The organism is Methylobacterium sp. J-118 (assembly GCF_057836565.1).
In genome coordinates this window covers 141,906-164,593 of sequence record NZ_JBYQFA010000001.1, presented here as the reverse complement: position 1 = coordinate 164,593, position 22,688 = coordinate 141,906, and the positions used below count along the sequence as shown (strand labels likewise).

Annotated in this window: 31 protein-coding genes; 16 read left to right on the top strand and 15 right to left on the bottom strand. The window is 68.6% G+C overall.

Going from position 1 to position 22,688, the window contains the following annotated elements:
- Positions 1–628: 628 nt before the first annotated feature.
- The 3 genes from thrS (at position 629) to AC3IF3_RS00810 (ending at position 4,569) form a co-directional block, all read left to right on the top strand.
- Entirely contained in the window at positions 629–2,656 is a 2,028-nt protein-coding gene (gene thrS / locus AC3IF3_RS00820; protein WP_489226775.1) for a threonine--tRNA ligase, read from the top strand.
- A 336-nt stretch (positions 2,657–2,992) separates the two neighbouring features.
- Positions 2,993–4,015, top strand: coding sequence for a diguanylate cyclase (locus tag AC3IF3_RS00815; RefSeq protein WP_489226774.1), 1,023 nt, complete (start codon positions 2,993–2,995; stop codon positions 4,013–4,015).
- A 260-nt stretch (positions 4,016–4,275) separates the two neighbouring features.
- Positions 4,276–4,569, top strand: a complete 294-nt coding sequence (locus AC3IF3_RS00810; RefSeq protein WP_489226772.1) for a hypothetical protein — start codon at positions 4,276–4,278, stop codon at positions 4,567–4,569.
- 45 nt (positions 4,570–4,614) lie between these two features.
- Here the strand turns inward: AC3IF3_RS00810 and AC3IF3_RS00805 are convergent, their stop codons facing one another.
- From AC3IF3_RS00805 to AC3IF3_RS00785, 5 genes are all read right to left on the bottom strand, one after another.
- Positions 4,615–5,040, bottom strand: a complete 426-nt coding sequence (locus tag AC3IF3_RS00805; protein WP_489226769.1) for a hypothetical protein — start codon at positions 5,038–5,040, stop codon at positions 4,615–4,617.
- A gap of 144 nt (positions 5,041–5,184) precedes the next feature.
- Positions 5,185–5,418 carry a DUF6894 family protein gene (locus AC3IF3_RS00800; protein ID WP_243968117.1) on the bottom strand — a complete coding sequence of 78 codons (234 nt, stop codon included), beginning with the start codon at positions 5,416–5,418 and terminating at the stop codon, positions 5,185–5,187.
- Between the two features lie 127 nt (positions 5,419–5,545).
- On the bottom strand, positions 5,546–5,800 hold the full coding sequence (locus tag AC3IF3_RS00795; protein ID WP_243968119.1) for a hypothetical protein: 255 nt from the start codon (positions 5,798–5,800) through the stop codon (positions 5,546–5,548).
- 52 nt (positions 5,801–5,852) lie between these two features.
- Positions 5,853–6,038 (bottom strand): hypothetical protein, encoded by a 186-nt coding sequence (locus tag AC3IF3_RS00790; RefSeq protein WP_489226767.1) that lies wholly within the window; start codon positions 6,036–6,038, stop codon positions 5,853–5,855.
- A gap of 34 nt (positions 6,039–6,072) precedes the next feature.
- The gene (locus AC3IF3_RS00785; protein ID WP_489226766.1) at positions 6,073–6,279 is read right to left on the bottom strand and encodes a hypothetical protein; all 207 of its coding nucleotides are present in this window, start codon (positions 6,277–6,279) and stop codon (positions 6,073–6,075) included.
- Positions 6,280–6,617: 338 nt separating this feature from the next.
- Here AC3IF3_RS00785 and AC3IF3_RS00780 point away from each other — a divergent pair, with 338 nt between their 5' ends.
- From AC3IF3_RS00780 to AC3IF3_RS00750, 7 genes are all read left to right on the top strand, one after another.
- Positions 6,618–7,088, top strand: coding sequence for a Ros/MucR family transcriptional regulator (locus AC3IF3_RS00780; RefSeq protein WP_489226764.1), 471 nt, complete (start codon positions 6,618–6,620; stop codon positions 7,086–7,088).
- Positions 7,089–7,340: 252 nt separating this feature from the next.
- Entirely contained in the window at positions 7,341–7,616 is a 276-nt protein-coding gene (locus tag AC3IF3_RS00775; protein ID WP_243970347.1) for a hypothetical protein, read from the top strand.
- A 79-nt stretch (positions 7,617–7,695) separates the two neighbouring features.
- Positions 7,696–8,070 carry a hypothetical protein gene (locus AC3IF3_RS00770; protein WP_489226762.1) on the top strand — a complete coding sequence of 125 codons (375 nt, stop codon included), beginning with the start codon at positions 7,696–7,698 and terminating at the stop codon, positions 8,068–8,070.
- A 231-nt stretch (positions 8,071–8,301) separates the two neighbouring features.
- A complete protein-coding gene (locus tag AC3IF3_RS00765; RefSeq protein ID WP_243970352.1) occupies positions 8,302–8,484 on the top strand; it encodes a hypothetical protein in 183 nt (60 codons plus the stop codon).
- Positions 8,485–8,703: 219 nt separating this feature from the next.
- Positions 8,704–9,003: a PilZ domain-containing protein gene (locus AC3IF3_RS00760; protein ID WP_489226761.1), complete on the top strand. Its 300-nt coding sequence runs from the start codon at positions 8,704–8,706 to the stop codon at positions 9,001–9,003.
- A gap of 118 nt (positions 9,004–9,121) precedes the next feature.
- The gene (locus AC3IF3_RS00755) at positions 9,122–9,304 is read left to right on the top strand and encodes a hypothetical protein (RefSeq protein ID WP_489219341.1); all 183 of its coding nucleotides are present in this window, start codon (positions 9,122–9,124) and stop codon (positions 9,302–9,304) included.
- Positions 9,305–9,390: 86 nt separating this feature from the next.
- Entirely contained in the window at positions 9,391–9,657 is a 267-nt protein-coding gene (locus tag AC3IF3_RS00750; protein ID WP_489226759.1) for a hypothetical protein, read from the top strand.
- A 22-nt stretch (positions 9,658–9,679) separates the two neighbouring features.
- Here the strand turns inward: AC3IF3_RS00750 and AC3IF3_RS00745 are convergent, their stop codons facing one another.
- On the bottom strand, positions 9,680–9,871 hold the full coding sequence (locus tag AC3IF3_RS00745; protein WP_243970358.1) for a hypothetical protein: 192 nt from the start codon (positions 9,869–9,871) through the stop codon (positions 9,680–9,682).
- Positions 9,872–9,992: 121 nt separating this feature from the next.
- Here AC3IF3_RS00745 and AC3IF3_RS00740 point away from each other — a divergent pair, with 121 nt between their 5' ends.
- Complete coding sequence (locus AC3IF3_RS00740) at positions 9,993–10,187, top strand: hypothetical protein (protein ID WP_489226758.1); 195 nt, start codon at positions 9,993–9,995, stop codon at positions 10,185–10,187.
- Between the two features lie 335 nt (positions 10,188–10,522).
- On the opposite strand, the gene AC3IF3_RS00735 is transcribed toward AC3IF3_RS00740, so the two are convergent.
- Positions 10,523–10,777, bottom strand: coding sequence for a hypothetical protein (locus AC3IF3_RS00735; protein ID WP_243970362.1), 255 nt, complete (start codon positions 10,775–10,777; stop codon positions 10,523–10,525).
- A gap of 410 nt (positions 10,778–11,187) precedes the next feature.
- Here AC3IF3_RS00735 and AC3IF3_RS00730 point away from each other — a divergent pair, with 410 nt between their 5' ends.
- The gene (locus tag AC3IF3_RS00730; protein WP_489226756.1) at positions 11,188–11,415 is read left to right on the top strand and encodes a hypothetical protein; all 228 of its coding nucleotides are present in this window, start codon (positions 11,188–11,190) and stop codon (positions 11,413–11,415) included.
- Between the two features lie 15 nt (positions 11,416–11,430).
- Here AC3IF3_RS00730 and AC3IF3_RS00725 read toward each other — a convergent pair whose 3' ends face one another.
- The 3 genes from AC3IF3_RS00725 to AC3IF3_RS00715 all read right to left on the bottom strand — a co-directional run bounded on the left by AC3IF3_RS00725 (position 11,431) and on the right by AC3IF3_RS00715 (position 13,147).
- Positions 11,431–11,754 (bottom strand): hypothetical protein, encoded by a 324-nt coding sequence (locus AC3IF3_RS00725; RefSeq protein WP_489226755.1) that lies wholly within the window; start codon positions 11,752–11,754, stop codon positions 11,431–11,433.
- Between the two features lie 70 nt (positions 11,755–11,824).
- Positions 11,825–12,073, bottom strand: a complete 249-nt coding sequence (locus AC3IF3_RS00720) for a hypothetical protein (protein WP_489226754.1) — start codon at positions 12,071–12,073, stop codon at positions 11,825–11,827.
- Between the two features lie 78 nt (positions 12,074–12,151).
- Positions 12,152–13,147: a hypothetical protein gene (locus tag AC3IF3_RS00715; protein WP_489226752.1), complete on the bottom strand. Its 996-nt coding sequence runs from the start codon at positions 13,145–13,147 to the stop codon at positions 12,152–12,154.
- 152 nt (positions 13,148–13,299) lie between these two features.
- On the opposite strand from AC3IF3_RS00715, the gene AC3IF3_RS00710 reads away from it, so the two are divergent.
- From AC3IF3_RS00710 to AC3IF3_RS00700, 3 genes are all read left to right on the top strand, one after another.
- Positions 13,300–15,285: a hypothetical protein gene (locus tag AC3IF3_RS00710; RefSeq protein ID WP_489226751.1), complete on the top strand. Its 1,986-nt coding sequence runs from the start codon at positions 13,300–13,302 to the stop codon at positions 15,283–15,285.
- A gap of 88 nt (positions 15,286–15,373) precedes the next feature.
- Positions 15,374–15,640 (top strand): hypothetical protein, encoded by a 267-nt coding sequence (locus AC3IF3_RS00705; protein WP_489226749.1) that lies wholly within the window; start codon positions 15,374–15,376, stop codon positions 15,638–15,640.
- Positions 15,641–15,729: 89 nt separating this feature from the next.
- Positions 15,730–16,443 (top strand): YidB family protein, encoded by a 714-nt coding sequence (locus AC3IF3_RS00700; protein ID WP_489226747.1) that lies wholly within the window; start codon positions 15,730–15,732, stop codon positions 16,441–16,443.
- 14 nt (positions 16,444–16,457) lie between these two features.
- Here AC3IF3_RS00700 and AC3IF3_RS00695 read toward each other — a convergent pair whose 3' ends face one another.
- From AC3IF3_RS00695 to fabD, 5 genes are all read right to left on the bottom strand, one after another.
- Positions 16,458–18,236 (bottom strand): ATP-dependent nuclease, encoded by a 1,779-nt coding sequence (locus tag AC3IF3_RS00695; protein WP_489226745.1) that lies wholly within the window; start codon positions 18,234–18,236, stop codon positions 16,458–16,460.
- Between the two features lie 32 nt (positions 18,237–18,268).
- A complete protein-coding gene (gene fabF, locus AC3IF3_RS00690; protein WP_489231203.1) occupies positions 18,269–19,531 on the bottom strand; it encodes a beta-ketoacyl-ACP synthase II in 1,263 nt (420 codons plus the stop codon).
- Positions 19,532–19,712: 181 nt separating this feature from the next.
- Complete coding sequence (locus AC3IF3_RS00685; RefSeq protein WP_007559070.1) at positions 19,713–19,952, bottom strand: acyl carrier protein; 240 nt, start codon at positions 19,950–19,952, stop codon at positions 19,713–19,715.
- A gap of 318 nt (positions 19,953–20,270) precedes the next feature.
- Positions 20,271–21,008 carry a 3-oxoacyl-[acyl-carrier-protein] reductase gene (fabG, locus tag AC3IF3_RS00680; RefSeq protein ID WP_489226743.1) on the bottom strand — a complete coding sequence of 246 codons (738 nt, stop codon included), beginning with the start codon at positions 21,006–21,008 and terminating at the stop codon, positions 20,271–20,273.
- Between the two features lie 17 nt (positions 21,009–21,025).
- Complete coding sequence (gene fabD / locus AC3IF3_RS00675; protein ID WP_489226741.1) at positions 21,026–21,970, bottom strand: ACP S-malonyltransferase; 945 nt, start codon at positions 21,968–21,970, stop codon at positions 21,026–21,028.
- A gap of 264 nt (positions 21,971–22,234) precedes the next feature.
- On the opposite strand from fabD, the gene rpoZ reads away from it, so the two are divergent.
- On the top strand, positions 22,235–22,645 hold the full coding sequence (rpoZ, locus tag AC3IF3_RS00670; RefSeq protein ID WP_489226739.1) for a DNA-directed RNA polymerase subunit omega: 411 nt from the start codon (positions 22,235–22,237) through the stop codon (positions 22,643–22,645).
- Positions 22,646–22,688: the final 43 nt, after the last annotated feature.

The window sequence follows — 22,688 nt, the reverse complement described above, 5'->3', positions numbered from 1 at the left end:
CGGGTCCGGGGACGGGGCGGTGCCCGCGTCGGTGGCTCTCAGCCGCCATCGCCCCGGGCGGCGTGACCGATACGGGGCGTGTCTCGGATCCGGGCGGAGAAACACCGGGCCAACCCGGCGGGGCTGAGGAAATGCCCCCGCGCCGACCCTCCTCTGGGCCGACCCCAAGGGACCTGCGGACCCGTCCATTACGAGACGGGCAAACGGCTGGAAGGCCACAGACTCACTGCGGGTTCCGGAGGTGCGTGCACCTCGTTCGAGACCGTCTGCAGAGACGTCGCAGGATCGGGCGCGCTGAAAAGCACCGCGACGAGAAAGACGGCACCGGCCTGGGACCATGCCCGGTCGATGCCGCGGGCGCCGCGGGGATCGGATCCCGCGCGTTCTCTCACCACCTGGGTTCCCGCGGCGTCCCGCGTCCCGCGTGTTGCTTCTTGGGCCAAGCCCCCGGCGCCGCAGGCGCGCGGGGACGATGATGCGCATCTGGAGGACAGGCTCGGGCAGGCACCGGCGCGCAAGGATGTGCCGCACCGTTGTTCCCACGCCCAAAAAATCGGTCTACACGGCCGCTCCCCTGAAACCGCTTACCTGCCGCGTATGCAGGACTGAGCCCGGAGACGTTTGATCCATGCCGATTCTCACCTTCCCCGATGGCAACACCCGGGAGATCGCCGCCGGCACCACCGGCCGCGTCGTGGTCGAGGGCATCGCCAAGTCGCTGGCCAAGCGCACCGTCGCCATGGCGCTCGACGGCACGGTCGCCGACCTCGACGATCCGATCGCCCACGATGCCCGCATCGAGTTCCTCGACCGCACCGACCCGCGCAGCCTGGAGTTGATCCGCCACGATTGCGCGCACGTGCTCGCCGAGGCCGTCCAGAGCCTCTGGCCGGACACGCAGGTGACGATCGGCCCGGTGATCGAGAACGGTTTCTACTACGATTTCTACCGCGAGACCCCGTTCACGCCCGACGATTTCCCGGCCATCGAGGCGAAGATGCGCGAGATCATTGCGCGCGATGCGCCCTTCACGAAAGAAATCTGGACGCGCGCGGACGTGCGCGCGCTGTTCGAGGGCAAGCAGGAAAAGTTCAAGGTCGAGCTGGTCGACGCCATTCCCCCCGGCGAGGATCTGAAGATCTACCGGCAGGGCGAGTGGTTCGACCTCTGCCGCGGTCCGCACATGACCTCGACGGCCAAGGTCGGCACCGCCTTCAAGCTGATGAAGGTCGCGGGCGCCTATTGGCGGGGTGATTCGAACAACCCGATGCTGACCCGCATCTACGGCACGGCCTGGGCCGCCCAGGCCGATCTCGACGGCTACCTGCACCGGCTGGAGGAGGCCGAGCGCCGGGACCACCGCCGCCTCGGGCGCGAGATGGACCTGTTCCACTTCCAGGAGGAGGGGCCGGGCGTCGTCTTCTGGCACGCCAAGGGCTGGACGATCTTCCAGGAACTGATCGCCTACATGCGCCGGCGCCTGCGCGGCGACTACGCCGAGGTCAACGCCCCGCAGATCCTCGACAAGTCCCTGTGGGAGACCTCCGGCCACTGGGGCTGGTACCGGGAGAACATGTTCGCCGCGCAGTCGGCCGGCGAGGAGGCCGAGGACAAGCGCTGGTTCGCCCTCAAGCCGATGAACTGCCCGGGCCACGTGCAGATCTTCAAGCACGGGTTGAAGTCCTACCGCGACCTGCCGTTGCGCATGGCCGAGTTCGGCGTGGTCCACCGCTACGAGCCCTCGGGCGCCATGCACGGGCTGATGCGCGTGCGCGGCTTTACGCAGGACGATGCCCACGTGTTCTGCACCGAGGACCAGCTCGCCGACGAGTGCCTCAAGATCAACGACCTGATCCTCTCGACCTACGCCGATTTCGGCTTCGACCAGATCGTCGTGAAGCTCTCGACCCGACCCGAGAAGCGCGTCGGCTCGGACGCCCTCTGGGACCACGCCGAGGACGTGATGACCCGGGTGCTGGCGCAGATCGAGGCGCAGTCGGCCGGCCGGATCCGCACGGAGGTCAACCCGGGGGAGGGGGCCTTCTACGGGCCGAAATTCGAGTACGTCCTGCGCGACGCCATCGGGCGCGATTGGCAATGCGGCACCACCCAGGTGGACTTCAACCTGCCCGAGCGGTTCGGCGCCTTCTACATCGACGCCGACGGCGCGCGGAAGCCGCCCGTGATGGTGCACCGGGCGATCTGCGGCTCGATGGAGCGCTTCACCGGCATCCTGATCGAGCATTTCGCCGGGCATTTCCCGCTCTGGCTTGCGCCGGTGCAGGTGGTGGTGGCCACGATCACCGGGGAGGCCGATGCCTACGCCCATGAGGTGATCCGCGCCCTGGATCGTGCCGGCCTACGGGTCGAGGCGGATCTGCGCAACGAGAAGATCAACTACAAGGTACGGGAGCACTCGCTGGCCAAGGTGCCGGTGCTCCTGGCGCTGGGCCGCCGCGAGGCCGAGGAGCGGACGGTCTCGATCCGCCGGCTCGGCAGCCAGCAGACCCGCACGCTCCCGCTCTCGGAGGCGGTGGCGGCTTTCCGGGAGGAGGCGACCGCCCCGGACATCCGCCGGGCGCAGGCGGTGGCCGAGGCCGTCCCGACCAGCGACACGGTGCTGGACGGGCATCACGGCGTGCAGGACGCCCCCTGATCCGCCCTCGGCGGCCGCCAAGCCCCCGGGCTTCGACTGTCGAGGCGGTCGTAATATGCTGTTTTCGCGGATATCTTACCGCGAAAACATTCTAAAAACGGCGTTTTATTGAATTTTTTGACGTCTAAACGGCGTATTGACACCAAGTCCGGCGCATTGAACACCTGCACGGGATTGTCGCGTGATCCGCGAAATCAAGCTCTATCGTTGAACGTCGCACCGCATCGTCAAGGTTGGCGAAAGGAATCCCATTCTAGATACCTCGGGGATCAGTTTCCATCCGGATTTCAGTCGGCCGCCGCCTGGCGGGCGACGGCGGGACACGAGGGGACCGGGATGACGGCGCGATCGGAGGACGATGCGGCGCGGCTGATCGGTCGTGGCGGACGGCCGGTCGGCAGCTGCCGACGCCGGAGGCCCGGTCGCAGCCCATGCCTCGGGCCCGGCCTTATCGGCGCCCTCGACAGCCTGCCGCACGGCCTGTGCCTGTTCGACGCCGCCGATCGCCTGCTGTTCGTCAGCGCCGGCTACAGGCGCCTCTTCGGCGGCCCGTCCCGGCGCGTCAGGCCCGGCCTGCACGCCCGGGACGTGAGCGCGCTGAGCCTTGTCGGGGATCGGCGCACGGGTCAGGATCCTGCCGATCTCTGGGCCGCGCGTCGGCGCTCCGTCGTGCAGGGCGGGTCCGGCTCCGCGCTTCAGACCCTGCCGGACGGGCGCCAGATCGCGATCACGGTCCATCCGCAATCCGGGGGTGGCTGGGCGGCCCTGTGCGAGGACGTGACCGAGCGCCGCCGCACGGAGACACTCCTGCGCTACATGGCCCAGCACGATCCGCTCACCGGGTTGCCGAACCGCTCCCTGTTCGCGGCCCGGCTCGACCGGGCCCTGGGGAGCCCCGGCGGTGAGAGCTGCGCCCTGTTCTGCCTCGATCTCGACGGCTTCAAGCCGGTGAATGACGATTATGGCCATGCGGTGGGGGACGCGCTGCTGCAGCGACTGGCCGAGCGGCTGCAGGGGGAGCTCCGCGACTCCGACATGGCGGCCCGCCTCGGAGGCGACGAGTTCAGCGTGCTCCTGGCCGGGACCGATCCGGCACCGGCCCTGACCTTCGCCCTGCGTCTCCAGGACAGGCTGGCACAGCCCTACGACCTCGGGGCAGGGCGGCGGGTTTGCATCACGGCCGCCATCGGTATCGCCTGCGCCCCCCTCCATGCCACCCGGGCGCCATGCCTGACGGAGCGGGCCGACGCGGCGATGTACGAGGCCAAGCGGACCGGCCGCCCCTGCATCTGGGACGCCCGTCTCCTGCCCGGATCCATGTCGGCGCCCGGGCACCATCGGCCGAACCCCGAACGATGACGTCCGGCGTATCCCCCGAACCGGGGAACCGGGACGATGCCCCGGATTGGGGCCTTGCCCCACGGCGTCCGGGACCGGGCGGAGGTCCTTCGGGGTAAGGCCCCGCCCGGCGCGTCCGGTGGTCGCATCGTCGGCTTGGGCCGATCGGGTGGATAAGGGTCCCCGTCCGACCGGAGCAAACCGGGTCTCGTCCGGAAAAATCCGACATTTACGCGCGATATCCGGCCTCGGTGCGGAGCCTTCAACGCCCGGAAGGACCCATGACCCGTCTCGCCTGCGTTCTTCTCCTGGCCGTCCTCGCCACCGGTGCCGCGGCGCAGGAACGGATCGATACGCGCTCCATGACCTGCGCCGCGCTTCAGCAGCGCGTCGCCCGGGGCCGCACCGTGATCCTCGCCCGGAGCGCGACAGCCTACGAGACCGTTCATCTGGATTCGGGATCGTGCAGCCTGGACGAAACCGGCGCCCCGGCCTTCGAGCCATCCGCCGACGTACCGTCCTGCCTGGCCGGGTGGCTCTGCAAGCAGCGCAACAGCGACAGCGGCCAACGCTGAGGGTGCCTGGATCGTCCGGACGGGTTCGTATCGCAGCCGGACGCCTCAGTGCGCCTTCTCGTGCTCCGCGAGCCCGACGGACTTGTAATCGTAGGTGGGATAGAACTCGGTGCGGTACGCCCCCCAGGCGGTGTCCTCCAGAACGCGATTGACCTCGCGGAGCCGCGCGGCGGGCAGACGCAGGGTGATGATCTGCCCGATCCCCATCACGACGTTCCAGGAAACGACCTCGATCCCGGGTGGCGGGAAGGCCTTGTAGAACCCCTGTTTGGCGAGTTGCGCGTTCAGGTCGGCCAGCGGGCGCGACTGGTCGTGGCGCAGGAAAACCGTCAGCAGGATGGCATTGTCCGGCGTCGCCGCGGCGGAGCCGACCTGAGGTGGCGGCGCTGTCTGCGCAACCGCTGGGGCGATGGTGACGGGCAATGCCAGCATCGCGGTCAGAAATCCGACCGCACCTGTCGTCCGTCCCATCGGGTTTCCTCGGCCGAGCGCCCATGCCGGTCGGGCGTCAACGCAGACGGGGGGCCGCGCTATCCCGGACCGCGCCGATCAAATCGCGCTTACACCCGACGCGCTCGCTGATGCCGAACCGGCGTCCACGTCGACGGCGAGCGCTCAGCCATGCTCGATGTCGTAGGACAGGCGCAGGCGCAGGCGGATCGCACCCTGCGCGTCGCGCACCGCGATGACATAGTCCTGCCGCTCCCGCGGATCGGACAGACCCTGGGCCAGCCGGGTCATCATCCGGACCGCCTGCGCCCGCGCAGCGGCGAGGTCGGCGAAGTCGAAACCCTCATGGTCGCGAACGAGATTGGCACCGTCATGGAGATCGATGAAATAGCGTGGCACGGGTTCTGGCTCAGCGAGCGCATTCGCCCGCAGGATCAATCTCCGTTGTTTCTACGTAGTTTCGATCCCGTCGAAAACGGCCGTCGCGCATGTCGCATGGAGAGAACCGGGCGCCTGTCAGGGGACATCAGCCGCCGAGCAGGCTCTCGGCGAAATCCTCCGGGACGGCTCCGAACTGGCCGAGGATCGTCACGCCCTCCAGTTCGCCGGTTTCGTCATCGGCGACCACCTTCAGAGCGGCCGCGCCGGGCAGGCGTGCGGCGAGCGCCTCCGCCTTCTTGAGCGCCCCGAACTCGCTCTGCGCGGGTTCCTGCCGCGCGGGCCGCAGGCGATTCCGGTGCAGTTCGAAGGGCTGCACAACGAACGTGGTCTTCAGGGTCATGCCGGTCTCCTCGGTGCGGGCAGCTGTCGAAACCGAGGCGGCGGCCCGCGCCTCACAGGCCGCGCGTCGTGACCCCGAGCGCCAGAAGGGCATAGGCGCCGACGAAGAACCACTGCCGGTGCGCCACGACCGTGCGCCCGACCATGGGGATCCGCGTATATAGGCTGGCGATCGCGAGGCCGATCAGAACGGCCGACACGAGAAAGGTCAGGAGGCGCGGGGCGGAGAGCGTGGGCATGGTTCATGCTGACCGCGCCAGGATTACCGGATCGTTACCGATCGACGCCCGGAACGAGGGGCCGGTCGGCCGTCAGCGGCCCCGTGGAGCCGGGCAGCAGCCCGGCCTGGGCCATCCAGAGGACCATGATCGCCCCCGCGATCAGGGTCGCGAGCGAAGCCAGCCGGCCGGTCCACCGCGGCAGGACGATCATCAGCACCAGGACGGCCAGCAGGGCCGCGATCAGAGCCAGCAAGAGCATGCCGCCCCATGGCATGCCGCGGCCCCTGCGTCATCACGCAAGCGTCGCCCGGTCCCGTCTGCCGGGCAACTCGGAACGCGACGGGCTGCGACCGCCGAAGCTGCAAACCCTCGGTTCGTTGCTGGACCGTTTCATGCGGCGAATGCACACCCGCAGTCGACGGCGCCGCGGAGATCAACACGCAAGGTCTCCGCGCCGATTGCCGAAACTACCCGCCCGCCTCCCGCAGCAGGCATGCCGATCATGCATGGGATGGTGGCTCCAGAACCGTTTTATAACTTGCATTCAGCGTTTAAAAGTAGCAGATCTCCTGTGAGGGGCAGACCAGGAATCTTGAAGTGACAGAAGAAACCACCGCGCCCACTACCAACTTCATCGAGCTGGCGGGCGACATCGTCGCTGCCTACGTGTCGAACAATCCCGTCCCGGCCGCGGAGCTGCCGGCGCTGATCGCCCGGGTGTATGGGGCCATCGCCGGCCTCGCCGCGGGCACCCTGCGCCCGGAGACGGGCGTAGCCGCCCACCAGGCCGATCCGGACCGGCCGAGCGCGGCCCAGATCCGGAAGTCGGTCCGGCCCGACGGGATCGTCAGCTTCATCGACGGCAAGACCTACAAGACGCTCAAGCGCCACCTGACCAGCCACGGGCTCGACCCGCGCGGCTACCGCGACCGCTACGGCCTGCCGGCCGATTACCCGATGGTCGCCCCGAGCTACGCCGAGCAGCGCTCCGCCCTGGCCAAGGCGATCGGCCTCGGACAGCCCGGCGCCATGGCCGAGCGCGAGCGCAAGGGTCGCCGCGCCGCCTGAGGGCGGATGCACCCTGGGAACCCCGTCGACGACCATCTCCACGGTGCCGCGACGGGGCCCATCCGCCCGGCCGACGCGGCGTGACGGCTGCGGCCGGAGCTGTCCCGCATCGGAGGGCCGGCTGCCGGGGTCAGCGTTGCTGCGATGCAACACTCCTCGACGACATGGCTCGTCACGGACAAGCTGCCACACTCTGCACAAAGCGTCTGCGCACCCCGGATCCCGAGAACGAGAACCGAGGGATACGGTGCGATGAAGCGAGAGCAGACGATATCGAGTTCGGTGGTGCCCTTCCCGGCGCATATCGCACCCACCGTGGCCGACGAGGACACCGCGTCGATCATCGCCGTCCTGCAGGACCAGCTGGCGCTCGCCCGCGAAGGCCGGCTGCGCTCGGTGGCGGTCGTCTCCGTCTCGGCGGATGGCGAGGCGATCGGGACGCAGTGGTCGTGCAAGGGCGGGGATATCAGCAGCCTGATCGGCAAGTTGACGGTGCTCGCCCACGACCTGATGGCCGCCAGAAAGTGATCAGCCGCCCCTGAGCGCTTCGGCGCCGTGACGTTCCGGATGGACGGTTCGGTCCAGGACCGAGAAGGAATGCCCGAGGATGAGACGCGCGCTGTTCGCCGCCCTGCTCGCCGCCGCGCCACTGCCCGCTGTGTCCGCCGAGGACGCCACGGACGCGACGGCGTCCAAGCGCGCCGCGACGCTTGACGGCCTGGTACGGATCGTCGGCGCGCAGGCCGGGATCGTGCTGTATTGCCGGACACTCTATTCTGTGGATGACGCCGTGTCGGACGGCCTGTCCCGGACGGCGCGGCGAGCCCTCGAAACGACCATGGGACACCATCGGGCCGAGACGGCCATCGCGGCCGAGGGCCGGCGCGTCGCGGACGAGATCGCCTCGGTCGGCGCCGACCAATGGTGTGCCGATCAGCGCGACATCCTCAATACGGACGGCGTTCGCGTCTTCGTCGACTGAGGGCGCATCCGAGGCGTCCGAGAGGACGCGAGCCGCCCGCGAGCCGTCGGAAGATCAGATCTCAGCCCAGGCCGGCGCGCCGTTCTGCAATGCAGAACAGATTATCTTCTTGTTCACCGCCTCCTCGTCTGTCATGTTTTGACGACGGATGAGTCTACACTGCTCACGCTGGTCTCCATCGTCCGGACAAGAGCCCTGAAGGGCCGCGGGACCGGCGAAGGAGGAAGCGCCATGACCCGACCCGTCTATATTGCCATCGCCCTCGTCGTGTGCGGCGCCGCCCTGACGCTCTTCGCCTTCATGCGCGCGCCCCGATCGAAAGAGTTCGCCGGGTGGGACGTGGCGTTCATGAGCGGAATCGGCGCCGTCGCCCTCGGCTTCCTGACCACCCTCGTCGAGGTGATCACGGGGTAGGGATACGCCCGTACCGGGCCGAATCCGGATCGCAGTGGCCGCCCGCCGGACGATAGCGCTCGACTCTATAGTGGTATGTCCGGTCCGCGGACGCCTTCGAGCCTTGGGAAAATTCCGCTCTACACAGCCGAGCGTCGAAACGGACAATTCGACGCTTTTCGAAGAGCCTTCCTGAACGCGCTTCGTCGATCTTGGCCCCTGAGTTTTCATGAGGCCGCGATGTTCGAACGACGCAGCGCTCCGCGTACGCTCCTGAATGAAATCGGCAGTATCTCGGTGGACGAGCACCGCAGCCTGCCCTGCATCGTTTACGACCGGTCTGCCGGGGGTATTCGCATCGCCCTCCCGGAAGCGGAGATCGTCCCCGACCGCTTCGTGCTCAGCCTCGATGCGTGCAACGAGATCCTCATCTGCCGGGCGGTCTGGCGCAAGCGGGAGGAGATCGGGGCCGCCACCGAGATGACCGATCCGGTGCGTCCGGAGAAGCTGGACCTGCGGCGCGAACTGGAAACGGTCTGACGGCGCCCCGGCTGCGCCCCCGTCGCCCCTGCCGCATCCCGGCACCAACGGGCCGGTCGGCCGTTCCTATTCCTGCGACCGCCGTGGAGATGGCGGCTTGAAAGGCTGAGGAGGGACCATGCCGGATCCGAGATCGCCTGACGGCGACGCGCTGCCCGATCCCGATTTGCCACAGGGCCTGCCGATGCCGCCGAATACGGGGGAGATGCCGCCCCCGCGGCTTCCGCCCGCCCCGGAGGACGATCCGGCACCGCCAAGCGGGGAATCGGTCCCCGATATCGACGACGTTCCGGGCCTGTGAGAGGCCTGCCGCACCGACCGACCGGGGCGCATACGGACGCCCCATGCGGGTCAGAAACCTCCCGTGCCCCCGCCCGGCGGAATCCGATGCGTCATGTTCCCCTCCGCGGGGGTCTGCACCTCGCTGCCTGTCTGGGCTGGATGTCGACGGGTACGGCCGCCGAGCAGCCGCTCAGCATCGAGCGGCTGAACGCGGAGGGGTGGGAGATCGCAGGCTATACCGGGACCTTCGACAACCGCTCGTCCCTGATCCTGTTTCGCAAGCGGGACAGGACGTATCTCGTCCAGTGCTCGATTCTCTACGACGTGACGCGCACGCCGCGCGTCATCACCAACTGCTACGAGCTGCACTGACGGCCACGCCGGGGAAAGATCCTTATTCCCAGTCGATGTTCAGGGACCGTTCGAAGGCGGCAGCGGACATCTCCTTGCCCTTCGGATCCGAGACCATGATCTCACGGAACCCCCGCCGGGCCAGTTCCCAGGTCTTCTCCATGGCCTGCTCGTCCGTCCCGCAGGCGAAGGTCATCACGCGCCCGGACGGGTCGATCCCCTTGACGGTAAACACAACGCTCTCCCCACTCTCCTGACCTCTATATAGGGCTGCGGTCCCGATCCTGTCTTGAATGCCTGTGGGTACGGGACCCGGGCGGGCGTCGCCGCGTTGTTGTGAGGCGGGGAGGCCTCGGATGACGGACGCTCACGAGATCATGCCGCGGGAGAGCGGCCCCGGATCACCCGACCCGGCACCGGCCGATCCCGAGGAGCGCGAGCGGGAAACTTCGAACAGGCCGCTGCCGATGACGGATGACGATCCGGATGTCGGCCTGTCGCAGAAGGGCACCGGCGAGGAGGCCGTCATCCGTCGCGAGACCGCGATCTGACGGCCGCGGCGCGACGGGCTGTGGTCACGGAGGATCGTGGAGAGATAGGCCGCTCGGCGGATGACGCTCTGCGGCTGGGTCTCCGGCGAGCCGAACGGGCCGTACTCCTGGCGACGGCCGTCCCATACGCTCGGCTGGGTCCATATCGCGACGGGTGCGAGATGGCGGCGACGGCTCCGGGCACCGAACCGGATCAGAAGGCATGGACGCCTCGACGGATCGGGCGTGATGCCCGCTGCAGCATCCCATGAGCGGCGCGTCGTCTGAGCACTGTCAGGCAGTCACGCACGGACGGTTGCGGAGGCAGCCCCGGGGCGCGCCCCCGCTCCCGGGCCTCAGCGCAGAGGCGCGGCGGAGGCCTGGACCATGGACCGCTCCACCGTCGAAACAGTCCGCATGCGGTTCGCCGTCACCCGCACGGGCTGCGGCGTTGTCGTCAGGTCGGTGATCGGGCGGGCCTGCTGGGCGCCCCGGGCCTGATCACGGTAGAGCGGCGGCGTCAGGTGCAACGGCTCTTCGGCCGATGCGGGGCCGGCGAAGACGGCGGCCGAGGCGAGAGCGGCCGACGCCAGGATGAAGATCGTGCGCATGGTGCGTCTCCGTTTCGATCGCGAGTCGATCGCGTGGGGCGACCGTCGACCGAAGAGACCATACTTTTGTGCACTGCGGTATGACGATGGCGCATTGCAACATAGCGCAGGATCGGCATTGTCCTGCAAGAATATCCGTCTGGTCGGAGGCGCTTTCGACAATCGAATGCCCACCCCGCCATGCATTCAGCGCAAATGAATTAAACTTCATCCGTGCAATCTTCAAATAAAAATTGAGGCCAGCCGAGATAAGATTTGAGCCGAGCCCCGTTTCGAGCGGCTGGTCGCGTGAGATCTGCAGGTCGCGTCGCCGTGGTGGCGACGACACGAATCGGCAACACGTTCGCCAGATCCGCGTTACACGGGTGCGCTAAGGAGGGTTTCAACCGCGCAGCATCCGGAGCGACAGCATGACGCCCGCCGATCTCGACAAACGTGCCGAACTCACGGTCTGGCCGAAGCGTGCGCCCGGTCGATCGGCACAGGGACGGCCATTCGCGACCCTGCGCGAGGCCCTCGCCGTCGCCGCCCGGGCGATCGAGGCCGAGGATGCGCAGCCCTGGATCATCACCGAAGCCGGTGACATCCTCTCGCCGCGCTGGATCCGGGCCAATACCCTGTCCCGGGCCCTGCAGTAGGATGACCGTCGGCGTTCAGCAACCGATACAGATGTCGTGAACCACGTGCTGGTGCCGTGACCCGGTGCGCTGGTTCGGAAGCTGTCCCTTGAGGGGCGGAAACCCGCTACCCGGTCCCCCGAGGCGCCGGCCATTGCCGGGATCGATCTGAGGCGAGAGCGGCGACGCGGCCGGATCGGACGGCCCCGCAGGAACGCTGTTCGCCATGCCGGGATCCGCACGCGTGAGGGCCATGCCCGGGGCCGGCGGCACCTGAGCGAACTCGCCGGCCCGGGCCGGCGGGCGCGCGAGGGAAGCGAGCGGCAGGATCGCGAGGACGAGCCGGCTCCGCACAGCCATCACGCACCCTCCTGGTCCCGATCCCGGTGAGAACCGACGCGCATCTGCGCCGGCTGACGATGCGCCGCCCTCAGTAGGCGCGGCCGTAATAGGGCTGCGAGATCGGACGGTAGCGGGCTCTCACCGGCCAGGTATAGGGCTGGTCTCTGCCGGTCCGCAGGTTGGCGCCGAACCTCTGTTCGTTGAAGCCGATCCCGTGCAGGCCCGATGCGGTCCCGGCCCCGTGAGGACGAGAGCTCGCTTCCCGCGCGAGGGTCGCGCTCGACAGACCCAGAACGAGAGCGGCCGCGAGCGAAACGCGGCTCAGAATGACGGTCATCCCTGTCTCCTGTCCCGGCCTGGGTGCCGGTCCGGAATGAACGACCGCGCCGGAGCGGCGGTTCCCGGGGCGGGCCGGTCAGAAGGCGTTGGCCCCGCCGAGGCAAGCCTCCGCGAGCAGACCGCTGCAGAGGTCGCCGACCCGGCCGGGCGCGGCACCCGCGCCGCTGATGCCGGCGCCGCCGGACGCTCCCCCGCCGGCCTGAGCCGTACGTGCCGATTGGACCAAGTCGAGATCCCGGCCCGCCGCGGCGCCCGAAGCGGCGGCGATCCCGGCTCCACCCGAGGCCGTACCGGACGCGCCGGATGCCGTCACGCCGGCGTTGACGTTCGCGGCGGCGTTGACGCTCGCGGCGGCGCCGGTCGCGCTGGTGGTTCCGAATGTCCCGAGGCCGGAGGCCGCATTTCCGAGGGCGGCGGCCTCGGCGGCGTTCGTGGTCCCGCTTCCGGTCGTCCCCGCGCTCGATGACGCCGTGGTGGCGTTGGTGCCCAGGCCCGTGGCGAAGCCCGCGCCGCTGCCGAAGGTGGACGATCCGAATGTGGAGACCCGCGACGTGGTCAGGCCGGTACCGGTGTTCAGGCCTGTGGCGAAGGTCGAGCCGCTCCCCAGGCTGGCCGTCCCGAAGCTCGACGACAGGCTGCTCCCCGAGATCGAGCCGAGGGTCGAATTCGACCCGAGGCCGAAGCCGCTCTGGGTCCCGGACGCGCCGGTCGTGGTCGCGCCGCCGGTCGACCCCGTGACCCCGGCGCCGCCGGTGATCCCCGTGCCCGAGGCGAGGCCGAGCTGGCCGGCGCCGGGACTTGCGCTGGACGGGGCAGCGATGGTGCCGCCGCCGCCACCGGCGCCGCTGAGGCTGAGCTGACCGGCATTCAGGAGCCCGCCGGACTGGGCCGAGAGGGTCGGGAACGGTCCGGTGGTGGAGGTGCCGCCGAGGCTGAGCTGCCCGGGATTGGCGATCGCCGTGATCGGCTCCAGGGAGGCCGAAGCGGGCGCCGTGGCGGTGGCCGACAGGGTCTGGGCCGAGGCCGGGGCGGCGAGCGCGGCGAGCAGGATGACGGCGACGATGGCCCGCATGACGGTCTCCGGATGACGGGTACCTCGGCCAACCGGACCGATCCGTGGGGGTTCCGGCGGCGCGGCGTCGCGGGCCAGGTCGGGCCGGGGCGGCCTTCATGCTGCCGGAAAGGCGGTGTCGTCTCGCCACCGGATCCGACCCGCTCACGACCGTGCCCTTGCCCGAACCCATCACCCGAGGCTTGCGCCGCATCGGCTGGCTCGCCGGCCTGCCGGCGCTCGCGCTGGTCTGGGCGAGCGCCAGCCTCTACGCCGCCCCGCAGATCGCCGAGCGGCTCGAGGCCGCTTCTGCGCCGGTGGCGGCCGGCACCGCCACTGCCACCGGTGAGCCCTGGCTGCGGCTGGAGGCGCGGGGCCGCGACCTCGCGGCGGCCGGCGAGGCGCCGGATGCAGCGGCCCGCGCGACGATCCTGTCCCGCCTCGCCGCCCTGGACGGGCCCCGCCGGATCGTCTCCGGGCTCGGCCTGGTCGAGACCGCCGCGCCGTTCCAGTGGGCGGCGATCCGCCTGGGGCCGAACCGGGTCGCCCTGGAGGGCAGCCGGCCGGCCGAGATCGGCCGGCGGGCCCTGGAGGCGCGGATCACCGGGGCGCTGGGCCCCGGCACCAGTCTCGACGACACCGCCCGGGCCGCCCGGGGGGCGCCACCGGACTTCCCCGGCGCGGCGGCCTTCCTGGCGGCGCGGCTCTCCGGGCTGGCCGCCGGCGGGCGCGCCGCGCTCAGCGACACCGTGCTCAGCCTGTCCGGCGAGGCCCTGGACGTGCCGGCCTACGAGGCGCTGCGGGCGGCCCTGTCGGATCCGCCGGAGGGGTTCAGCATCGGTCGGATCGAGATCCTGCCGCCGCGGGTGGCGCAGTACCGCTTCGCGGTGGAGAAGACCGCGCGCGGGATCGTCCTCGAGGGTTTCGTGCCCTCCGCGGCGGACCGCGCGGCCGCCGAGCGCGCCGCAGAGGAGGCCGCGCAGGAGATCGCCGCCGGAGCCACCGGCGGGACCGTGGACGACCGGCTCGTGACCGCCCGGGGCCTCGACCCGGCGATCGATCCGAGGAACCTGATCGCCTTCGCGTTTCGCCTCGCCGCGCTGATCCAGACCGGCCGGGTGGCTTTCACGGACGGCGCGGTCTCGGTCAGCGGCGACGCCATCGACGGGCAGGCGATCCCCGACGCCGCCGCGCTGATGCGCGACGCCCGGCCCGCCGGCGTGATGGCCGGGCCGGTCTCGCTGATGGCCCGGCCGCTCTCGCCCTATCGGGTGGCGATCCGCCGGACGCCGGAGGCGGTCACGCTTACCGGGCATGTCCCGGATACCGCCACCCGGGAGCGGGTGCTCGACGCCCTGCGGCCCCGCCTGTTCCGGGAGCCGATCCTCGACCGCACGCGCCTCGCCGACGGGGCGCCGCCGGATCTCGGAGCGGCGCTGGCGGCCGCGGCCCCCCTGGTGGCGAGCCTCGCCGCCGGGGAGGTGAGCGTCTCCGACCGGACCCTGCGCCTGACCGGGGAGAGCCTCTACCGCGAGGCCGCCGCCCGGGCGCCCGACCGGCTCGCGGAGGCGCTGCCCCCCGGCTGGACCGGGCAGGCCGCGGTCTCGGCCCGGCAGCCGGCGGAACGGCGCGATCCGGCGACCTGCCGCACGGAGTTCGCCACCCTGGTCGCGGGGGCGGATCTGCGCTTCCCGGTCGGCAGCCCCGTGCCGGCCCCGTCCTTCTATCCCACCCTCGACGCCCTGGCGGCCCTGGCCAAGGCCTGTCCGGCCCTGCGCATCGCCGTCTCGGGCCCCGCCGACCCGGCGAAACCCGCGCCGGGCGCCGCCGCGGCTCCGGACGCCGCCGAGCCGACCCGAATCGCCAGCGCGGCCAAGCCGGAGGCGCCCGCCAAGCCCGACCCCAAGCCGGACCTCAAGCCCGGCGCCGCGAACGCCGCAAAAGGACCTGGCAAGGGGTCCGGCACCGAGGCCGCCAAACGCGACAAGCCGGCCCCGAAGAAACCCGCGGAGGCCGCCGAGGAGCCGCCGCAGGACCTGCCGCGGCTGCGCGCCCAGGCCGTGGTGGAGTATCTGCTCCAGGCCGGCGCCCGCCCGGATCAGGTCGGCGCCGGGCCGGACGGCCCCGCCGGTCCCGTCACCCTCGCGCTGCTGCCATGAGGCCCGTTCGCTCCGCCCCGCCCCCGGGCGCCGGGGGGCGCCCCGATGCGCTTGGGCGTCGCGCCCGCAGGGAGGCCGGACGGCCGTGATGCTGCAGCTCGTGGGATTCTGGCCCGGACTCGCCGGGGCGGCGGCGCTCGGCCTCGTGGTCGGGGCGCTGTCGGGCTGGCCGGACCGGTACGCCGTGCCGCTCGGCCTGTTCGTGGCCGCCGGGCTCGTGGCGGCGGCGGCCCTCGCCGCCTTCGTGCCCGGCCTGCCGGGTCTCTGGCTGGAGGGCGCCGCCCTGATCCTGCCGCCCTACCTCGCCGGCTGCGCCCTCGGGGCGCTGGGCCGGCACCTCGCCGTCCGGCGCTGAGGGCCGCCTCCGGGAGGCCGCCGCGCAACCCGCGGCCACCCTGCGGGGTTGTTCGCCCGGGCCCGGGCTGGGCACCGGGGGAGGGGCCTATGGGTTTGCTCGAATCGGCGATCGGCGGCGTGCTCGGTCAGGTGTTCGGCGGGCAGAAGCCGGGATCCGCGGGGATGTCGCCCCTGGTGAAGGCCCTGCTGATGCTGCTGCTGACCAAGGGCGCGAGCGGCGGCTTCGGCGACATCTTCGGCCACGGCCGCCAGGGTGAGCCGGGCCCCGGGGCCGACCCGTCCGGCGGCGCCGGGCCCTATGGAGGCGATCCCGGCCGGCCCCCCGCCGATGGCGGCGGGCAGCGCGCCCCGGACCCGTCCGGCGATATCGGCGGCTTCGACCAGGCCGGCCAGCGCCGCGAATCCGACCCGGGCGCGACCGTCGACCCGTCCCTGCCGCCCGGCGATTTTTCCGATCTTTCCGGCATGCTCGACGGCCCGGGCGCCGCCCCGGCCCCGAGCCGCGCCGTGCCGGCGGGGCCGGGGGATCTCGGCGGCCTCGACGGGCTGGTCGACCGGTTCCGCCAGGGCGGCCTCGGCGACGTGATCGCGTCCTGGATCGGATCCGGCGCCAACCACCCGGTGGCCCCGGACCAGCTCGCCCGGGCGCTCGGCCCCGACACGGTGGACACCCTCCAGAGCCAGACCGGGCTGGACCGTGATGCGCTGCTTTCGCAGCTGGCCCAGGCGCTGCCGGAGGTGGTGCACGCGCTCACGCCGCAGGGGCGGGTGCCGGGGGAGGCGGAGCGAAGGGGGTGGTGATTCTGTTACGTTTGCTATTTACCCGGCACGTGGTGTGAGAATTCGTCGAGTTTATGCACCAACGCCTTCATTGAGGATGGAATTTCGCCTTCATTCATAGAAGAGATAATGCTATGGGCCGTAAGACTCACTCCAAATTTTTGGTCCACATAATTATTAATTGATGAGAGCGCCGCTTTTCCGCCGATTACGGCTAATCTAAATTCAATTTCTTCCCATTTTTGGATAAAATCCTGCAAAAAATCTTCGTTTATCGTCGTTTTATTTTTATTATTCCCTACGCTTCTCTCGAAACGCTCATTTTCGGGCAACACTCGCGATAGAACGCTTGCATGCTGGGCATGGCAGTAAGACGTAAAATACTCGATCGCACCTGCTGAATCTTTACTTCCTCTGCCGGTAATAATTTTATTATTTGATGACCTCTGGAGTATAACTCGATCTATGGCCTCCGGCACAAGGAGGAAATTTTCAATTCCTTTCCTGTCGTGGATCCATACGTAATCTAAGAATTCCTTACAGCTTTTGATAAGAAATTTTACTTCCGCATCACACCTATAATCACGATCCAGCAAAGCAAAAGAAACTATCTCCGTCCCAAGCGTAGTCTCGATACCTTGCTTGAGGTTTTTAATCTTCTGCGGATTAAACCCTTCTACGGGAATGACGGCAAAATCTCTCCTATTAAATACGCTGGTAATTTTTAATTTTTTCGCAAAATACCCAAGGATTTTAAAGTCCTTACCTTCAACGAACAATGCTCGACGTGTCTTTGCTAATTGAGTCAAAGTTGGATTTAAGCTGGATCCAATTATGCTAAAAACATCGTGAAGCTGCGATGGATCTCTTATTCTTTTCCCGGCTTTAGCGTTTTTGTTTATTAGGATAAGATCGTTCGTTTCCGCCTCTGTCAGAATTTCCAGAGAATGCGTCGCTATTAGAATATCGGGACCGAGATCTCGTAGAATCCCTAGAAGTTGACGCTGTAGGTCCGAATGAAGATAAATATCTGGCTCATCTATAAGAAAAATAGAGACACTTTTTGATTGTATTAAATGCGTGAGCATCTGACACCATACTTGAAAACCAAATCCAGACCAAAACAGTTCCCTTGGAATACGTTCTTCTGGGCAAAACATATAGAGGCGCGTTTTGCCCTCACGAATGACGGTCTCCGGCGCCTGTATATCCATACCAGGCCAGGTTTGTTTCAATAATTCCTTGAAAGATGAAAATTTTTCGGGATAGTGATACCATATATTCCGAAAGTTTCTCGCTGCCCTGTAACTATAAAGCGCTGATCTCGCAGCCTCTTTCTCATACAGCGATTCTTGATGCTCAACAGGGCCCAATATTGGAACGAAACCAATCGCGCAGTCGAATTTAGACTTAAATTGTGCAGGGCTTAATACAGCTCTTCCAGCGATATTAGCAATCAATACACACTTGCCCTGCTCTGCGAAATACAGGGTAAGCGATTTTCCGCCCGTCAAGTTAAATTGGACGCTTGCTGCAGAACTATCATCATAATTATGAAAGATATTTTCTTCGGCTATTGAAATCGAATCGAGATCAACATCGTAGCCAAAAGTCGGGCCATCAGGTCCCATAACGGGAATGGCTTTACGAGAAGACGCCTTGCGAATACCAGACGATAGTATCCGAAATGACGCCAATATGGTAGATTTTCCCGCATTGTTCGGGCCGGCCAATATATTGAAGTGTTTTAATTCAAGTCTGAATTTTTTATATGCTTTGAAATTAGTAAAACTAACGCTGACGTATCTGTCCATTAGTTGTCTCGTAGAAAAAAGAGATTATTTATCTAATCGACCCGCCGCATCACCAAGCTCGCATTCGTCCCACCGAATCCAAAAGAATTCGACAGCACCACATCCACCTGTTTGCGCTTCGCCTCAAGCGGCACCAGATCGATCTTGGTCTGGACCGAGGGGTTGTCGAGGTTGAGCGTCGGCGGGATCACGCCGTCGCGCAGGACGAGGATCGAAAAGATCGCCTCGACCGAGCCGGCGGCGCCGAGCAGGTGACCCACCGAGCTCTTGGTGGACGACATGGTCGCCCCCGCGGCCGCATCGCCCAGGAGGCGCTCCACGGCCTTCAGCTCCAGCTCGTCGCCCATGGGCGTCGAGGTGCCGTGGGCGTTGATGTAGCCGATCTCGGCGGGCGAGATCCCGGCCCGCTTCACCGCCGCGCTCATGCAGCGGAAGGCGCCGTCGCCGTCCGGGGAGGGGGAGGTGATGTGGTAGGCGTCGCCCGAGAGGCCGTAGCCCACCACCTCGGCGTAGATCTTCGCGCCGCGGGCCTTGGCGTGCTCGTATTCCTCCAGCACCACGATGCCGGCGCCCTCGCCCATGAGGAAGCCATCGCGGTCGCGGTCGTAGGGGCGGGAGGCCTTTTCCGGCGTGTCGTTGAAGCCCGTGGTCAGCGCCCGGCAGGCGGAGAAGCCCGCGATGGAGAGGCGGTTGACCGGCGATTCGGCGCCGCCCGCCACCATCACGTCGGCGTCGCCGAGCGCGATCAGGCGGCTCGCGTCGCCGATGGCGTGGGCGCCGGTGGAGCAGGCCGTCACCACGGCGTTGTTCGGGCCCTTCAGCCCGTGGGCGATCGAGACCTGGCCGGAGGCGAGGTTGATGATCCGGCCCGGGATGAAGAACGGCGAGATCCGGCGCGGGCCCTTCTCGTGCAGGGTCACGGAGGCGTCGTAGATGCCGCCGATGCCGCCGATGCCGGAGCCGATCAGCACGCCGGTGGCGCATTGGTCCTCGTGGCTCTTCGGTGCCCAGCCGGCATCCTTCAGGGCCTCGTCGGCCGCCGCCATGGCGTAGACGATGAACGGATCGACCTTGCGCTGCTCCTTGGGCTCCATCACCGCGTCGGGGTTGAAGGTGCCGTCGGTGCCGTCGCCGAACACGACCTGCGCGGCGATCCGGCAGGGCAGGTCGGCGGATTCGAAGCCGCGGATCGGGCCGGCGCCGCTGTCGCCGGCGATCAGGCGGCTCCAGGTGTGCTCGACCCCGCTGCCGAGCGGCGTGACCATCCCCAGACCCGTGACCACCACCCGCCGCATCGCACTCGTCCCGTCCTGAAGCGCCGCCCCGCCGTCGCCGCCGCGGTCGCGCATCGTCCAACACCTCCGGAGGCGGGATCGGTCCCGGCGGACCCTTCACGACTCCGAGCCTTGAAATGCGTAACGGCGCGGGGGCTGTTTCGCCTCACCCGCGCCGCGCGAAATCCGGTCCCCGGCGCCGTCAGGCGGCGGAGTTCTTCTCCAGGAACTTCACGGCGTCACCGACCGTCTGGATCGTCTCGGCCGCGTCGTCCGGGATCTCGACGTTGAACTCTTCCTCGAAGGCCATCACCAGCTCGACCGTGTCGAGGCTGTCGGCACCGAGGTCGTCGATGAAGTTGGCGCTCTCGACCACCTTCTCGGGCTCGACGCCCAGGTGCTCGACGACGATCTTCTTCACGCGCTCAGCGATATCGCTCATCGGTCTTCCGTCCTCGTCCTTTTGGTCTGTCAGTCGTCTCGGGGTGGTGCCGTGGCCGCGTCGCGCCCCTGCGGGCTTGTTGACGGGCCGGTGTCCGATCGCGCGTGCTTCGAGGTGAACCGGCGCGTTGAGCCGGGATGGCCCCGCCGGGGGGCCTTGGACTGAAAACTCGCTGAACCGTCAACCCCCTGTACGGCCGCGGGGCGTGGTAGCACAGGGTTCCGGCCAAGGCGAGGGCCGTTCAGAAACCCTTCATCGGTGTGGCACTTGCGTGTCGGCCGGGGTGATTCGGCAGCGATCGCGACCCGTATCCATCGTCTAGTACATCGCCATTCCGCCGTTCACGTGCAGCGTGTGGCCGGTGACGTAGCCCGCCTCCGCGGAGGCGAGATAGAGGCAGGCCGCCGCCACCTCCGCCCCCTCGCCGAGGCGCCCGGCCGGCACCCGGGTAAGGATGCCCTCGCGCTGCTTCTCGGTGAGGGCGTCGGTCATGGGCGAGGCGATGAAGCCGGGGGCGACGCAGTTGACCGTGATCCCGCGGGTGGCGACCTCGGCGGCCAGCGCCTTGGTCAGGCCCACGAGCCCGGCCTTGGCGGCGGCGTAATTGCCCTGGCCGGGATTGCCGGTCGAGCCGACCACCGAGCCGATATTGACGATCCGCCCGGAGCGGCGGCGCATCATGCCCTTCACGGCGGCCCGCGACAGGCGGAAGGCGGCGGTGAGGTTCACGGCGAGCACCTGCTCCCACTCCTCGTCCTTCATCCGCAGGAACAGGTTGTCCCGCGTGATGCCGGCATTGTTGATCAGGATGTCCAGCGGGCCGATCGCCGCCTCGGCGGCGGGGACCAGCCCCTCCACCGAATCCCGGTCGGCGAGGTCGGCCGCCACGGGGCTCGCCCGCGCGCCGAGTTCGGCCGCCAGCGCCTCCAGGGCCGGCAAACGCGTGCCGGAGAGCGCCACCGTGGCGCCCTGGGCGTGCAGCGCCCGGGCGATCGCCTGGCCGAGGCCGCCGGTGGCGCCGGTGACGAGGGCTTTTCGGCCGGTGAGATCGAACATGCGGGGCTCCTGTGGGATCAGAGCGCGAAGGCGGCGACATCCGCGGGCGTGCCGATCGCCGTGGCCGAGGCCTGGGGGGCGATGCGCTTGACGAGGCCGGTGAGCACCTTGCCGGCGCCGAGTTCGTGGAACCGGTCGACGCCGGCCTCCGCCATGGCGGCGACGCTCTCCCGCCAGCGCACGGTGCCGGTGACCTGCGCGACCAGGGCCGCGCGGATCGCCTCCGGCTCCGAGACCGGGGCCGCCCGGACATTGGCGTAGAGGGTGACGCGCGGGGCCGCCAGGGTCACGGCGGCGAGCGCCCGGGCCATGGCCTCGGCGGCGGGGGCCATCAGGCGGCAATGGAACGGCGCCGAGACATTGAGCATGACCGCGCGCTTGATCCCGCGGCCGGTGGCGAGGCCGATGGCGCGCTCCACGGCCGGCCGGTCGCCCGACAGGACCACCTGGCCGCCGCCATTGTCGTTGGCGACGTCGCAGACCGCGCCGCCGCCGGCCTCCCGGGCGGCCTCCTCGGCCAGGGCGCGGGCGGCCTCCAGATCGGTGCCGATCAGCGCCGCCATGGCGCCCGCGCCCGGCGCCACCGCCTCCTGCATGGCCGCACCGCGCAGGCGGAGCAGCCGCGCCGCGTCCGCGATAGACAGGCTGCCGGCAGCCGCGAGCGCCGCGTATTCGCCGAGCGAATGGCCGGCCACGCAGGCGACGTCGCGTTCGAGATCGAGGCCGCGCTCGGCCTCCAGCACGCGCAACACCGCGAGGCTCGCCGCCATCAGGGCCGGCTGGGCGTTGGCGGTGAGGGTCAGTTCCTCCGCCGGCCCCTCGAACATCAGCCGCGACAGGTTCTGGCCCAGCGCGGCATCGACCTCGTCGAGCACGGCCGTCGCCTGGGGGAAGGCCTGGGCGAGGTCCCGCGCCATGCCGACCGCCTGGCTGCCCTGCCCGGGAAAGATGAGTGCGCGCATGGCTCGTCTTGATCGCTGGCGCCGGGCGGCGCCGAACGCCGCCCGTGTCGGCCGAAACTCTGGAATGGGGCGCGCACTCGCACCCGCGGCGCCGGGTGTCAACAATGCGCCGCACCATGGGGCCGCGGCGGCCGGGACCGGCCCGCCCGGGGCGGGCGGGCGACGCGCGTCCTGCGCAAGCCGCTGTGCTTGTTGCACAACGGCATCCGGTGTAGGGTGGGCCCATACCCGACATCACCGTCGCTCAAGAAGGAGCCGCCCCGCATGGCGCGCGTCACCGTCGAAGATTGCATCGAGAAGGTCGAGAACCGGTTCGAGCTCGTGCTGCTGGCGAGCCATCGGGCGCGCCTGCTGGCCGCCGGCGCTCCCCTGACCATCGACCGCGACCGCGACAAGAACCCGGTCGTGGCCCTGCGCGAGATCGGCGACGAGACGATCACCGCCGACGACCTCAAGGAGCAGCTGATCCACTCGCTGCAGAAATACGTCGAGGTCGACGAGCCGGAGGCCGAGACCGTGCCGCTGCTGTCGAGCTCGCCGGCCGCCGCCGCGGTGGCACCGCAATCCTCCAGCGACGATGCGGCGGTCCAGTTCGACCGGATGAGCGAGGAGGATCTCCTGCGCGGCCTCGAGAATCTCGCCCCGCCGGTCGAGACCGAAGACGAGGGCGAGTGAGCCCCGGCCCGTGGGCCTCGACACGCACGACCTGACCGAGACC